Origin of the sequence: Eleftheria terrae, from assembly GCF_030419005.1 — a bacterium.
Lineage (GTDB): Bacteria > Pseudomonadota > Gammaproteobacteria > Burkholderiales > Burkholderiaceae_C > Caldimonas > Caldimonas terrae.
In genome coordinates this window covers 1,115,103-1,127,812 of sequence record NZ_CP106951.1, presented here as the reverse complement: position 1 = coordinate 1,127,812, position 12,710 = coordinate 1,115,103, and the positions used below count along the sequence as shown (strand labels likewise).

At 66.1% G+C, this 12,710-nt stretch carries 14 protein-coding genes; 12 read left to right on the top strand and 2 right to left on the bottom strand.

Annotated elements, in window-relative coordinates; all coding sequences use genetic code 11:
- Positions 1–17 precede the first annotated feature (17 nt).
- Together greA and N7L95_RS05000 are read left to right on the top strand one after the other, a co-directional pair.
- Positions 18–494, top strand: a complete 477-nt coding sequence (greA, locus tag N7L95_RS05005) for a transcription elongation factor GreA (RefSeq protein ID WP_301258720.1) — start codon at positions 18–20, stop codon at positions 492–494.
- Positions 495–507: 13 nt separating this feature from the next.
- Complete coding sequence (locus N7L95_RS05000) at positions 508–951, top strand: DUF4149 domain-containing protein (protein ID WP_363324861.1); 444 nt, start codon at positions 508–510, stop codon at positions 949–951.
- An 82-nt stretch (positions 952–1,033) separates the two neighbouring features.
- Here N7L95_RS05000 and yhbY read toward each other — a convergent pair whose 3' ends face one another.
- Positions 1,034–1,510, bottom strand: a complete 477-nt coding sequence (yhbY, locus tag N7L95_RS04995) for a ribosome assembly RNA-binding protein YhbY (RefSeq protein ID WP_301258719.1) — start codon at positions 1,508–1,510, stop codon at positions 1,034–1,036.
- A 20-nt stretch (positions 1,511–1,530) separates the two neighbouring features.
- Between yhbY and N7L95_RS04990 the strand changes: the two genes are divergently transcribed.
- The 4 genes from N7L95_RS04990 to glmM all read left to right on the top strand — a co-directional run bounded on the left by N7L95_RS04990 (position 1,531) and on the right by glmM (position 6,593).
- A complete protein-coding gene (locus N7L95_RS04990) occupies positions 1,531–2,208 on the top strand; it encodes an RlmE family RNA methyltransferase (protein WP_301258717.1) in 678 nt (225 codons plus the stop codon).
- 181 nt (positions 2,209–2,389) lie between these two features.
- Positions 2,390–4,300, top strand: a complete 1,911-nt coding sequence (gene ftsH, locus N7L95_RS04985; protein WP_301258715.1) for an ATP-dependent zinc metalloprotease FtsH — start codon at positions 2,390–2,392, stop codon at positions 4,298–4,300.
- Positions 4,301–4,367: 67 nt separating this feature from the next.
- Positions 4,368–5,207 carry a dihydropteroate synthase gene (gene folP / locus N7L95_RS04980; RefSeq protein WP_301258714.1) on the top strand — a complete coding sequence of 280 codons (840 nt, stop codon included), beginning with the start codon at positions 4,368–4,370 and terminating at the stop codon, positions 5,205–5,207.
- 51 nt (positions 5,208–5,258) lie between these two features.
- Positions 5,259–6,593, top strand: a complete 1,335-nt coding sequence (glmM, locus tag N7L95_RS04975) for a phosphoglucosamine mutase (RefSeq protein WP_301258712.1) — start codon at positions 5,259–5,261, stop codon at positions 6,591–6,593.
- A gap of 95 nt (positions 6,594–6,688) precedes the next feature.
- On the opposite strand, the gene N7L95_RS04970 is transcribed toward glmM, so the two are convergent.
- The gene (locus tag N7L95_RS04970) at positions 6,689–7,177 is read right to left on the bottom strand and encodes a fasciclin domain-containing protein (RefSeq protein WP_301258711.1); all 489 of its coding nucleotides are present in this window, start codon (positions 7,175–7,177) and stop codon (positions 6,689–6,691) included.
- Between the two features lie 279 nt (positions 7,178–7,456).
- Between N7L95_RS04970 and pstS the strand changes: the two genes are divergently transcribed.
- The 6 genes from pstS to phoB all read left to right on the top strand — a co-directional run bounded on the left by pstS (position 7,457) and on the right by phoB (position 12,701).
- Entirely contained in the window at positions 7,457–8,497 is a 1,041-nt protein-coding gene (gene pstS, locus N7L95_RS04965; protein ID WP_301258710.1) for a phosphate ABC transporter substrate-binding protein PstS, read from the top strand.
- Positions 8,498–8,628: 131 nt separating this feature from the next.
- Complete coding sequence (gene pstC / locus N7L95_RS04960; protein WP_435870060.1) at positions 8,629–9,588, top strand: phosphate ABC transporter permease PstC; 960 nt, start codon at positions 8,629–8,631, stop codon at positions 9,586–9,588.
- Complete coding sequence (gene pstA / locus N7L95_RS04955) at positions 9,585–10,451, top strand: phosphate ABC transporter permease PstA (protein WP_301258708.1); 867 nt, start codon at positions 9,585–9,587, stop codon at positions 10,449–10,451. The genes pstC and pstA overlap by 4 nt, the downstream gene beginning before the upstream one ends.
- 17 nt (positions 10,452–10,468) lie before the next feature.
- A complete protein-coding gene (pstB, locus tag N7L95_RS04950) occupies positions 10,469–11,254 on the top strand; it encodes a phosphate ABC transporter ATP-binding protein PstB (RefSeq protein WP_301258707.1) in 786 nt (261 codons plus the stop codon).
- A 22-nt stretch (positions 11,255–11,276) separates the two neighbouring features.
- The gene (gene phoU / locus N7L95_RS04945; protein WP_301258706.1) at positions 11,277–11,984 is read left to right on the top strand and encodes a phosphate signaling complex protein PhoU; all 708 of its coding nucleotides are present in this window, start codon (positions 11,277–11,279) and stop codon (positions 11,982–11,984) included.
- An 18-nt stretch (positions 11,985–12,002) separates the two neighbouring features.
- Positions 12,003–12,701 carry a phosphate regulon transcriptional regulator PhoB gene (gene phoB / locus N7L95_RS04940; RefSeq protein WP_301258705.1) on the top strand — a complete coding sequence of 233 codons (699 nt, stop codon included), beginning with the start codon at positions 12,003–12,005 and terminating at the stop codon, positions 12,699–12,701.
- Positions 12,702–12,710 lie beyond the last annotated feature (9 nt).

Genomic DNA, 12,710 nt, shown 5'->3' with positions numbered 1-12,710 from the left:
CTGCCGGAGAGATACTGATGGCCACCATTCCTTTGACCAAGCGCGGCGCCGAGAAGCTCAAGGAAGAGCTGCACCGCCTCAAGACGGTCGAACGCCCGGCCGTGATCAATGCGATCGCCGAGGCTCGCGCCCAGGGCGACCTGTCCGAGAACGCCGAGTACGACGCGGCCAAGGACAAGCAAGGCTTCATCGAAGGCCGCATCCTCGAAATCGAAAGCAAACTGGCCGCTGCCCAGGTCATCGATCCGTCCACGCTGGACGCCGGCGGCCGGGTGGTGTTTGGCGCGACGGTCGACCTGGAAGAGGAAGAGTCCGGCGAGCCGGTCACCTACCAGATCGTCGGTGACGACGAGGCGGACCTGAAGCAGGGCCTGATCTCGGTCAGCTCGCCCATCGCACGGGCAATGATCGGCAAGGAAGCCGGTGACGTCGCGGAAGTGCAGGCGCCCGGCGGCATCAAGCGCTACGAGATTGTTGAGGTTCGCTACGCCTGAGGCAGCCGGCGTGATGCGGATGTCGCTTCTGCGCTGGCGTGGCTGGCTCGCCGGCTTGTGGGCCGGTGTGGTGGGGTGCGTGGGGCTGGTGGCAGCTCCGTCACTGTTCGCCGTGCTGGAGCGCCAGCAGGCCGGGCTGGTGGCAGCCCGGCTGTTCCGCATCGACGCCTACCTGGGCCTGGCGCTGGCCGTCGTGCTGATCCTGCTGGAGCGGCAGGTTGCTGCCCGCCAGGCCGAGCAAGGCCGTGGATCGCCGATGAGCACTGAACTGGTGCTGGTGTTCGGCGTGCTCTTCTGCGTGGTGGCTGGGTATTTCGCACTGCAGCCGATGATGGAGCAGGCGAGGGCGGGGCAGGGGCCGTGGTCGTTCGGGACGCTGCACGCGGTGTCGAGCGTGTTTTTCCTGCTCAAGGGCCTGCTCTTGCTCGCACTCAGCTGGCGCTGTGCGCCTCGTTGAGCGGGCTGGGCGCGCTCGCGGCTGCGGTTCCTGGTTGCCTCGCGGGCGCCGCGCCGAAGGGGCGCGGCGGTTGGCAAGGCGGTTATTCGCTGCCGGCCTTTTTCTTGACGCTGGTGATCCGTGGCTTGGCACGCTTGATGGTGCCGCCGGGCGTCAGGCGCTGGTTGCCGAGCAGGGTCACCTTCTTCACTTCCGGGCGCTGGCCGCCTCGCTTGGAGTACTTGACCAGCTTGACCGTCTTCGGCGCCGGCATGCGGTCCTCGCGCTCCGCTTTTTCCTTTGGCGGCATGGGGCGCCAGAGCACCAGCAGCTTGCCGATGTGCTGGATGGGGGCGGCGTCGAGTTCGTCGGCCAGCTTGGCGAGGATGTCCTCGCGGGTCTGGCGCTCGTCGGAGAACACCCGGACCTTGATCAGGCCGTGGGCCTTGAGGGCGGCGTCGGTTTCCTTCATGACGGCAGGGCTGAGGCCCTCGCCGCCGATGAGGACGACCGGGTCGAGATGATGGGCCTCGGCGCGTTTTTCTTTGCGCTGGGCAGGGGTCAGATTGATGGCTGGCATGCGCGTATTATCGTTTGGCAATGAAGATCAAAACCAAAAGCAAGAAGGTGAACAAGGCGTGGTTGCATGACCACCTCACGGATCCCTACGTCAAGTTGGCTCAGAAAGAGGGCTACCGGGCCCGCGCTGCGTACAAGCTGAAGGAAATCGACGAAGAGTTGCACCTGCTGAAGCCCGGCCAGTTGGTGGTCGACCTGGGCGCTGCCCCGGGCGCCTGGAGCCAGTACGTGCGCCGCAAGTTCGCGCCCAAGGAAGCCGGCGTCGGCGGCGCCGCGGTGGGTGAGTTGAATGGCACGCTCATTGCTTTAGATCTGCTCGATTTCGAGCCGATCGAGGGCGTGCGCTTCATCCAGGGCGACTTCCGAGAGGATGAGGTGTTGCAGCAGTTGCGCGACGTGGTCGGCGGGCGGCCGGTCGATGTGGTCATCTCCGACATGGCGCCCAACTTGTCGGGCATCGAGTCCTCGGATTCGGCCCGGGTGGCGCATCTTGTCGAGCTGGCGGTCGAGTTCGCGCAAAACCACCTGCGACCGGACGGGGCGCTCGTCTGCAAGGTCTTCCACGGCAGCGGCTACAGCCAGCTGGTCGAGTTGTTCAAGCGCAGCTTTCGCGTGGTGAAGCCCATCAAGCCCAAGGCCTCGCGCGACAAATCTTCTGAAACCTTTCTTGTCGGCCGGGGTCTCAAGCTGCAGGCTTGACTGCCGATAGTGCTCAAAGAAGGCGCTTTTGCGCTCGTTGGTGGACGGGCGGGCGATAGAAAACACCTGTCACAAGCGTGGGAAACATCAAAGAGAACCGGGTCTTGACTCGTCTAGAATTGCCCCGATCTATTCGGTATTCGCAGTATTTTTGCTATCAGGAATCGGAGAAGGAGCCCCAGTGAACAATCAGTGGTTCTCTAAAGTGGCCGTGTGGTTGGTGATTGCGCTGGTGTTGTTCACCGTGTTCAAGCAATTCGACCGCGGCGTGGCCACCTCGGGGCAGATCGGTTATTCCGATTTCCTCGAAGAGGTGCGCAGCAAGCGCATCAAGGCCGTGACCCTGCAGGAGGGCTCGGGCGGTACCGAGATCATTGCCGTCACCAATGACGACAAGCGCATCCGCACCACCGCCACCTACCTCGACCGGGGCCTGGTCGGCGACCTCATCAACAATGGCGTGAAGTTCGACGTCAAGCCGCGCGAGGAGCCCTCGCTACTGATGAGCATCCTGATCTCCTGGGGGCCCATGCTCCTGCTGATCGGCGTGTGGATCTACTTCATGCGCCAGATGCAGGGGGGCGGCAAGGGCGGCGCCTTCAGCTTCGGCAAGAGCCGGGCACGCATGCTCGACGAGTCCAACAACTCCGTCACCTTCGCCGATGTCGCCGGTTGCGACGAGGCCAAGGAAGAAGTGAAGGAGTTGGTCGACTTCCTGAAGGACCCGCAGAAATTCCAGAAGCTCGGTGGCCGCATTCCGCGCGGCGTGCTGATGGTCGGCCCGCCGGGGACCGGCAAGACGCTGCTGGCCAAGAGCATTGCCGGCGAGGCGAAGGTGCCGTTCTTCTCGATCTCCGGCTCCGACTTCGTCGAGATGTTCGTCGGTGTGGGCGCGGCCCGCGTCCGCGACATGTTCGAGCAGGCGAAGAAAAACGCACCCTGCATCATCTTCGTCGACGAAATTGATGCCGTCGGCCGCCACCGGGGCGCTGGCCTGGGCGGCGGCAACGACGAGCGCGAGCAGACGCTGAACCAGATGCTGGTGGAGATGGACGGCTTCGAGACCAACCTGGGTGTCATCGTCATCGCAGCGACCAACCGGCCGGACATCCTGGACCCGGCGCTGCTGCGCCCGGGTCGTTTCGACCGCCAGGTGTACGTGACGCTGCCGGACGTGCGCGGCCGTGAGCAGATCCTGACCGTGCACATGCGCAAGGTGCCGATCGGTGGCGACGTGCGGCCGGACATCCTGGCGCGCGGCACACCGGGTTTCTCTGGTGCCGATCTGGCCAACTTGGTGAATGAAGCCGCGCTGTTCGCGGCGCGGCGCAACGGCCGCGTGGTCGAGATGCAGGACTTCGAGAAGGCGAAGGACAAGATCCTGATGGGCCCCGAGCGCAAGTCCATGGTCATGCCCGAGGAAGAGCGTCGCAACACCGCCTACCACGAGGCCGGCCATGCCCTGGTGGCTCGCCTGCTGCCGAAGACCGACCCGGTGCACAAGGTCACCATCATCCCGCGTGGCCGCGCGCTGGGTGTGACGATGCAGCTGCCCGAGGGCGACCGCTACAGCATGGACAAGGAGCGCATGCTCAACACCATCTCGGTGCTGTTCGGTGGCCGTATTGCGGAAGAGGTGTTCATGAATCAGATGACCACCGGCGCCAGCAATGATTTCGAGCGTGCCACGCAGATTGCCCGCGACATGGTCACCCGTTACGGCATGACCGACGAGCTGGGCCCGATGGTCTATGCCGAGAACGAGGGCGAGGTGTTCCTCGGCCGCAGCATCACCAAGCAGGTGAATGTGTCCGAGCAGACGATGCAGAAGGTCGACCACGAGATCCGCAAGATCATCGACGACCAGTACGGCACCGCCCGCAAGCTGATCGAGGACCACCAGGACAAGATGCACGCGATGGCGAAGGCCTTGCTCGAGTGGGAGACCATCGACGCCGAGCAGATCGAGGACATCATGTCCGGCCGCCCGCCGCGCCCGCCTAAGGACTGGACGCCGTCCAACTCCAAGAGCGGTGGGGGTGGCGGCAGCACGCCCTCGGTGAACACCGACGGTGCACCGGCGACCGCCTGAGGCTGGCCGGACTTCCACACGACGGGGCCGCAAGGCCCCGTTTTGCATTTCCTGAGGGATGTTCAGCATGAGCTTCTGGCAGACCACCCGGTTTCGCATCGACCTTTCGGGCCCGCGGGTGATGGGCATCGTCAACGTCACGCCTGACTCGTTCTCCGACGGCGGCCGGCATGGCAATGCCACGGCGGCCGTGCGAGCTTGCGAGCTACTGCTGGAAGAGGGGGCTGACATCCTCGACATCGGCGGTGAGTCGAGTCGCCCGGGCGCCGAAGCCCTGCCACTGCAGCAGGAGCTGGACCGCGTGCTGCCTGTGCTGCGCGAGGCGGTGCGGCTCGGCGTGCCGGTGTCGATCGATACCTACAAGCCCGAGGTCATGCAGGCGGCGCTGGACCTGGGTGTGGATATCGTCAATGACATCAATGCCCTGCGGGCGCCGGGCGCCGAGGCCACCGTGGCGGCGCATCCGGCCTGCGGGGTCTGCCTGATGCACATGCAGGGGCAGCCGAAGTCGATGCAGGCCTCGCCTTCCTACGAAGGCGACGTGCTGGAAGCGGTCGGCGGCTTCCTGGCCGAACGCGCCGCGGCCTTGCGCGGGCAAGGCGTGGGCGGCGAGCGCATCGTGCTAGACCCGGGTTTCGGCTTCGGCAAGAGCGTGGAACACAACTTCGAGCTGCTGGCCCGCCAGCGCGAGTTGCTGGCGCTGGGCTATCCGCTGCTGGCCGGCTGGTCGCGCAAGTCCTCCCTGGGTGCGGTGACCGGCCGGGCGGTGGGCGACCGGCTGGTGCCCAGCGTGGCGGCCGCGCTTGCGGCAGTGATCCTCGGTGCACGCGTGGTGCGCGTACACGATGTGGCGGCCACTGTCGAGGCCCTGAAGGTGTGGCGCGCAGCGCGCCTGGTGTCAGGCTGAAAGGGCGAAAATACCGCCCTTTCCACGAGAACAGCAGGCAGAGGACGCAGGATGAGCCGTACTTACTTTGGCACCGACGGCATACGCGGCACCGTGGGCCAGGCCCCGATCACGCCAGATTTCATGCTGAGGCTGGGTCATGCCGTGGGCCGCGTGCTGAAGACCGGCGGGCGGCGCCCGACGGTGCTGATCGGCAAGGACACCCGCATCTCGGGCTACATGCTGGAATCCGCGCTGGAGGCCGGCTTCGCCTCGGCCGGCGTGGATGTGCTGCTGAGCGGGCCGCTGCCCACGCCGGGCGTGGCCTACCTGACGCGGGCGTTGCGGCTGGACCTCGGCGTGGTGATCAGTGCCTCGCACAATCCTTTCGGGGACAACGGTGTCAAGTTCTTCTCGGCGCGTGGCGAGAAGCTGCCCGACGAGTGGGAGGCCCGGGTCGAGGCGGCCCTGGCCGAGGAGCCGCGGTGGGCCGATTCGGCGGGCCTCGGCAAGGCGCGGCGGCTGGACGACGCGCAGGGCCGCTATACCGAGTTCTGCAAGAGCACTTTCGGCAACGACCTGTCGCTGAAGGGCGTCAAGGTGGTCGTCGACGCGGCCCACGGCGCTGGCTACCTGGTCGCTCCGAACGTCTTTCACGAATTGGGGGCGGATGTCGTGTCCATCGGCTGCGCGCCGGATGGCTACAACATCAATGCCGGTTTTGGCGCGACTGCGCCGGCTGCCCTCGTCAAGGCCGTGCAGGAGCAGGGCGCCGAGTATGGCGTGGCCCTGGACGGCGATGCCGACCGCCTGCAGCTGGTGGACCGGCAGGGCCGGCTCTACAACGGCGACGAGCTGCTCTACGTGATGGTGATGGACCGCCTGGCGCAAGGCCAGTCGGTGCCGGGCGCAGTCGGCACGCTGATGACCAACATGGCGGTGGAGCTGGCGCTGCAGGCGCGTGGCGTCGACTTCGTGCGGGCCAAGGTGGGCGACCGCTATGTGCTCGAAGAACTGATCACGCGCGGCTGGCAGCTGGGCGGTGAAGGCTCGGGCCACCTGTTGGCGCTCGACCGGCACACCACCGGCGACGGCATCATCAGTGCCCTGCAGGTCCTGCAGGCGGTCATTCGGTCCGGTCGCACGTTGACTGACCTGCTGGACGGCGTGCAGTTGTTCCCCCAAGTGCTGATCAACGTCCGGCTGCAGCCGGGCCAGGACTGGAAGGCCAATGGCCGGCTGGCCGAAACGCAGCAGGCGGTCACCGAGGAGCTGCAGGCACGCGGGCGGGTGTTGATCCGTGCCTCGGGCACCGAGCCGCTGCTGCGGGTGATGGTCGAGGCGCAGGACGAGCCGTTGGCGCGCCGCTGCGCGGAACGCCTGGCCGAGGCGGTGCGGGCCGGCTGAGGTTCGCTTCCTCCTGGCCGGCGGCCTGGCTGCCTGCAGGCAAAGGGCCGGCCGGTGCCGGCCCTTTGCCGTTCGGGCGACGACTTATCGTCGCATCATTTCTTCTGCGGCGGCATCAGCACGCGGTCGATGACGTGCACGACGCCGTTGCTGGCCGGCATGTCGGCCTGCAGGACCATGGCGTCTTCCACCGTCACGAAGGTGCCGGCCTTGGACAGGGCCACTTCGCTGCCCTGCAGGGTCTTGACATTGCCGTTCTTCACATCGGCGGCGCCAAGCTTGCCCGGCACGATGTGATAGGCAAGCACCGCCTTCAGCCGTTCCTTGTCCTGCGCCAGGCTGTCCAGGGTGGCCTTGGGCAACTGGGCGAAGGCTTCGTCGGACGGCGCAAACACCGTGTAGGGGCCGCCGGCCCGCAGCGTGTCGCCCAGGCCGGCTTCGGCCACCAGCTTGTTCAGCGTGCCCAGCTGGGGCGCGCCGGCCGTGGCCTCGGCGACGGTTTTCGGTGCGGGCGTGGCGGCGCAGCCGACCAGGGTGGCCATCAGTGCAGCGCCGAAGGCGAGCACCCAGGTACGTTGGATCATGTGAGCTCCTTGGGAAAGCGTCGGGCTGTCTCGGGCCGGTGAGCGTGGACCCTCCACCTCCCGGCTCTCAGCGCCGCGCAGCTTAGAAGCGGTGCATGACAATCCCGTGACGCCGGCATGACGCTCCATGACAGTCCGGCCGGTGCGGGCGGGCGCATTGCTGGTGCGGCGCCAGATGTCACGGCGATGTCACAAATGCGCCCTACAGTCCGCCACCGTCGAGAGGCCTGTTGTGAGGCCTTGTTTCCCACCCTCCGCTTACTAAGTAAGGTGCACCTGATGAACTTCTCCCTGATCCGCTGCGGGCTGGCTGCTGCCGCGCTGGTGGGTGTTACCGGCTTCGCCCAGGCCCAGGACGTCACCGGCGCCGGTGCCTCCTTCCCGGCGCCGGTCTACAGCAAGTGGGCCGACGCCTACAACAAGGCCACCGGTGTGCGCATCAACTACCAGTCCGTCGGCTCGGGCGCGGGCATTCGCCAGATCAAGGCGAAGACGGTTGCTTTCGGTGCGTCGGACGCACCGCTGAAGGACGAAGAGCTGGCCAAGGACGGTCTGGTGCAATTCCCCACCGTCATCGGCGGCGTGGTGCCGGTGGTCAACATCAAGGGCATCACCCCCGGCCAGCTCAAGATGAGTGGCCAGGTGCTGGGTGACATCTTCCTCGGCAAGATCGCCAAGTGGAACGATCCGGCGCTGACCGCCCTGAACCCGGGCGTGTCGCTGCCGGACGCGGCCATCGCGGTGGTGCGCCGGGCCGATGGTTCGGGCACCAGCTTCATCTTCACCAACTACCTGTCGAAGGTGAATGCCGAGTGGAAGAGCCAGGTCGGCGAAGGTACCGCGGTGAAGTGGCCCACCGGCGCGGGTGGCAAGGGCAACGAGGGGGTGTCGGCCTTCGTGCAGCGCCTGCCCAACTCGATCGGCTATGTCGAGTACGCCTATGCCAAGCAGAACAAGATGTCCTATGTCCTGCTGCGCAACAAGGATGGCCAGTTCGTGGCCCCTGACGAGGTGAACTTCAAGGCCGCCGCCGCCGGCGCCGACTGGTCCAAGAGCTTCTACCAGGTGCTGACGGAGCAGGCAGGCAAGGATGCCTGGCCGATCACCGGCGCCACCTTCATCCTGATGCACAAGTCGCAGGATGACCCGGCCAAGGCTGCCGGCGCACTGAAGTTCTTCGACTGGGCCTACGGCGCCAACGGCGACAAGATGGCGTCCGAGCTCGAATATGTGCCGCTGCCGGAATCGGTCAAGGCGCTGGTTCGCAAGCAGTGGGGCGAGATCAAGGACAGCAGCGGGAAGGTCGTCGCCGTCAAGTGAGGCAGGCGGGCTGAAGCAGGCTCCAGGGTGGGGTGGCGCGAGCCGCCCTGCTCGCACATCGAGGGGAAAACGTGACCGCTACACTCCGGGCATCCCACTACAACACCGACAACATGCAACGAACGGACCCAATGGGCGAGCCCCCGGTCGCGCGCCGGGTTTCGCCGTGGGCGGACACCGTCTTCTCCTGTCTGGCCCATGGTGCGGCCTTGCTGACCCTGGCGCTGCTGCTGGGCATCTTGGTGTCGCTGCTGATCGGCGCGGCGCCTGCCATCGAGGCCTACGGCCTGAGCTTCCTGTGGCGCAGCGAATGGGACCCGGTGCAGGACCAGTACGGCGGCCTGGTGATGATCTACGGCACGCTGATGACCTCGCTCATCGCGCTGCTGATCGCCGTGCCGGTGAGCTTCGGCATCGCGCTGTTCCTCACCGAGCTGTCGCCGGGCTGGCTGCGCCGGCCGCTGGGCACCGCCATCGAACTGCTGGCCGCCGTGCCGTCCATCGTCTACGGCATGTGGGGCATGATGGTCTTCGGCCCCATCCTGGCCACCTATGTTCAGCAGCCGCTGCAGGCGGCGTTCGGCGAAGTGCCTTACCTCGGTGCGCTGTTTTCCGGCCCGCCGGTGGGCATCGGCCTGCTGTCGGCGGGCATCATCCTGGCCATCATGATCATTCCCTTCATCGCCTCGGTGATGCGCGACGTCTTCGAGGTCACGCCGGCGCTGCTGAAGGAATCGGCCTACGGCCTCGGCTCCACCACCTGGGAGGTGGTCTGGAAGGTGGTGCTGCCCTACACCAAGACCGGTGTCATCGGCGGCATCATGCTGGGCCTGGGGCGTGCGCTGGGCGAGACGATGGCGGTCACCTTCGTCATCGGCAATGCCAACCAGCTCGACTCGGCCTCGCTGTTCGAGGCAGCCAACAGCATCACTTCCGCCCTGGCCAATGAGTTCGCCGAGGCGCAGGAAGGCCTGCATTCCGCCTCGTTGATCTACCTCGGCCTGGTGCTGTTCTTCATCACCTTCGTGGTGCTGGCGTTCTCCAAGATCCTGTTGCTGCGCCTGAAGCGGCGCGAAGGAGCCCGCGCATGAGCCGCCTGCTGCTCGACGATGCGCGCCTGGCGGTGCACCGCCGCCGCAAGCGCACCAACACCCTCGCGCTGGCCCTGTCGATGGCGGCCATGGCCTTTGGTGTCTTCTGGTTGCTGTGGATCCTGTTCGAGACGGTGCGCCTCGGCATCGGCGGCCTCTCGCTGTCGCTGTTCACCGAGATGACGCCGCCGCCGCAGGCAGAGGGCGGCGGCCTGGCCAATGCCATTGCCGGCTCGCTGATGATGGTGGCGCTGGCCACGCTGCTCGGCACGCCCATCGGTATCCTGGCCGGGATCTACCTGGCCGAGTACGGCCAGCGCGGCTGGCTCGGTGCGGTGACGCGCTTCATCAACGACATCCTGCTGTCGGCCCCGTCCATCGTTATCGGCCTGTTCGTCTACGCGGTGGTGGTCGCGCCGATGCGGAGTTTCTCCGGCCTGGCCGGGGTGGTGGCGCTGGCCCTGATCGTGATCCCGGTCGTGATCCGCACCACCGAGAACATGCTGATGCTGATTCCCAACGCGCTGCGCGAAGCCGCCTATGCGCTGGGTACGCCGAAGTGGAAGGTGGTCTCCATGGTCACCCTCAAGGCGGCCCGGGCCGGCGTGGTGACGGGCGTGCTGCTGGCACTGGCGCGCATCGCCGGTGAAACCGCACCGCTGCTGTTCACCGCCTTCAACAACCAGTTCTGGAGCCTGAACCTCGGAGCGCCGGTGGCCAGCCTGCCGGCCACCATCTTCCAGTTCGCGATGAACCCGGACCCGAACTGGCAGAAGCTCGCCTGGGCGGGCGTGTTCCTGATCACCATCGGGGTGCTGCTGCTCAACATCCTGGCGCGGATCTTCTTCCGCAACAAATCCTGATCCGAGGCCATCCATCCATGGACGCAAAAGTTGAACTGCCCTTGATCGAGAAGGCCAAGCTCTCGGTCCGCAACCTGAACTTCTACTACGGCAGCTTCCACGCGCTGAAGAACATCAACCTCGACATCCCGGAGCGCAAGGTCACCGCCTTCATCGGGCCGTCGGGCTGCGGCAAGTCGACGCTGCTGCGCACCTTCAACCGCATGTTCGAGCTGTACCCTGAGCAGCGCGCCAGCGGCGAGATCCTGCTCGATGGCGAGAACATCCTGAAGTCCAAGCTCGACGTGTCGCTGATTCGCGCCAAGGTCGGCATGGTGTTTCAGAAGCCCACGCCTTTCCCGATGTCGATCTATGACAACATCGCCTTCGGTGTGCGCCTTTTCGAGACGCTGCCGCGCGCCGAGATGGACGAGCGGGTCGAATGGGCGCTGAAGAAGGCGGCCCTGTGGAAAGAGGTGAAGGACAAGCTGGACCAGAGCGGCGCCGGCCTGTCGGGAGGCCAGCAGCAGCGGCTGTGCATCGCCCGGGGCATCGCCATCAAGCCGGAAGTGCTGCTGCTGGACGAACCGTGCTCGGCGCTCGACCCCATCTCCACCGGCAAGATCGAGGAACTGATCCACGAGCTGAAGGCGGACTACACCGTGGTCATCGTCACGCACAACATGCAGCAGGCGGCCCGCTGCTCGGACTACACCGCCTACATGTACCTGGGCGACCTGATCGAGTTCGGCCCCACCGCCGACCTGTTCATGAAGCCCAAGCAGAAAGACACCGAGGACTACATCACCGGCCGCTTCGGCTGAGCCGGACCGAGGAGCGCACACCATGAGCGACAAACACCTGTCGACGCAATTCGATGCCGAGTTGAGCGGCATCTCGACCCGGGTCCTCGAGATGGGCGGCCTGGTCGAGGCCCAGGTCGCCCAGGCGATCTATGCGCTCACCCATTTCAGCGGCGAGACGGCCACCCAGGTCATCGCGCAGGAGGAGCGGGTCAACCACATGGAAGTGGACATCGACCGCGACCTGTCCACCATCATCGCCCGGCGCCAGCCCACCGCGCGCGACCTGCGGCTGCTGATTGCCATCTCCAAGACCATCGGCAACCTCGAGCGCGTGGGCGACGAGGCCGCCCGCATCGCCCGCACGGTGCAGCGCTTGATCAACACCGGCGTTTCGAGCCGCCTGCGGCTGCCGGTGTCGGACCTGTCCTTCGAGGCGTCGCTGGCGACCGACCAGTTGCGCAAGACGCTGGACGCCTTCGCACGGCTGGACATCAAGAAGGCGGTGGAGGTGCTCAAGCAGGACAACCAGATCGACCAGGAGTTCGACGGCCTGATGCGCAAGCTCATCACCTACATGATGGAAGACCCGCGCACCATCTCGGCCAGCATCGACCTGGTGTTCGTTGCCAAGGCCATCGAACGCGTGGGCGACCATGCCAAGAACCTGGCCGAGCAGATCATCTACATCGTCAAGGGCACCGACGTGCGCCATGTCCCCATGGAAAGCGTCGAGTCGGTGCTGAAGTAAGAAGCCACAGGAGTCCGCATGAGTCGTGTTCTGGTCGTCGAGGACGAAGCTGCGATTGCCGAGCTGATTTCGCTCAATCTCCGGCACACCGGCTACGAGGTCAGCGTGGCGCCGGACGCGCACAGCGCGCAGCAGGAGGTGGACCGCGTGCTGCCCGACCTGGTGATCCTCGACTGGATGCTGCCCGGTCAGTCCGGCCTGGCCCTGGCCAAGCGCTGGCGCTCGGAGGCCCGCACGCGTGAGATGCCCATCATCATGCTCACCGCCCGCTCGGACGAGCCGGACAAGATCGCCGGCCTCGATGCCGGGGCCGACGACTACCTCACCAAGCCCTTTTCCACCAACGAGCTGATGGCTCGCATCCGCGCCGTGCTGCGGCGCAAGGCACCCGAAGCGCTCGATTCGGCGGTGGAGGTGGGCGGCCTGCGGCTGGACCCGGCCACGCGGCGCGTCTCGCGTGGCGAGCGCGACGTCAAGGTCGGACCGACCGAATTCAAGCTGCTGCATTTCTTCATGACGCACCCGGAGCGGGTGCACAGCCGGGCCCAGCTGCTCGACCGGGTATGGGGCGACCACGTCTTCATCGAGGAGCGCACGGTGGACGTGCACGTCAAGCGGCTGCGCGAGGCGTTGTCGCCGGTGCAGTGTGCCCAGATGATCGAGACCGTGCGCGGCGCAGGCTATCGCCTGACGCAGCAGGTCTCCGCGACCGCCTGACGGCCCGGT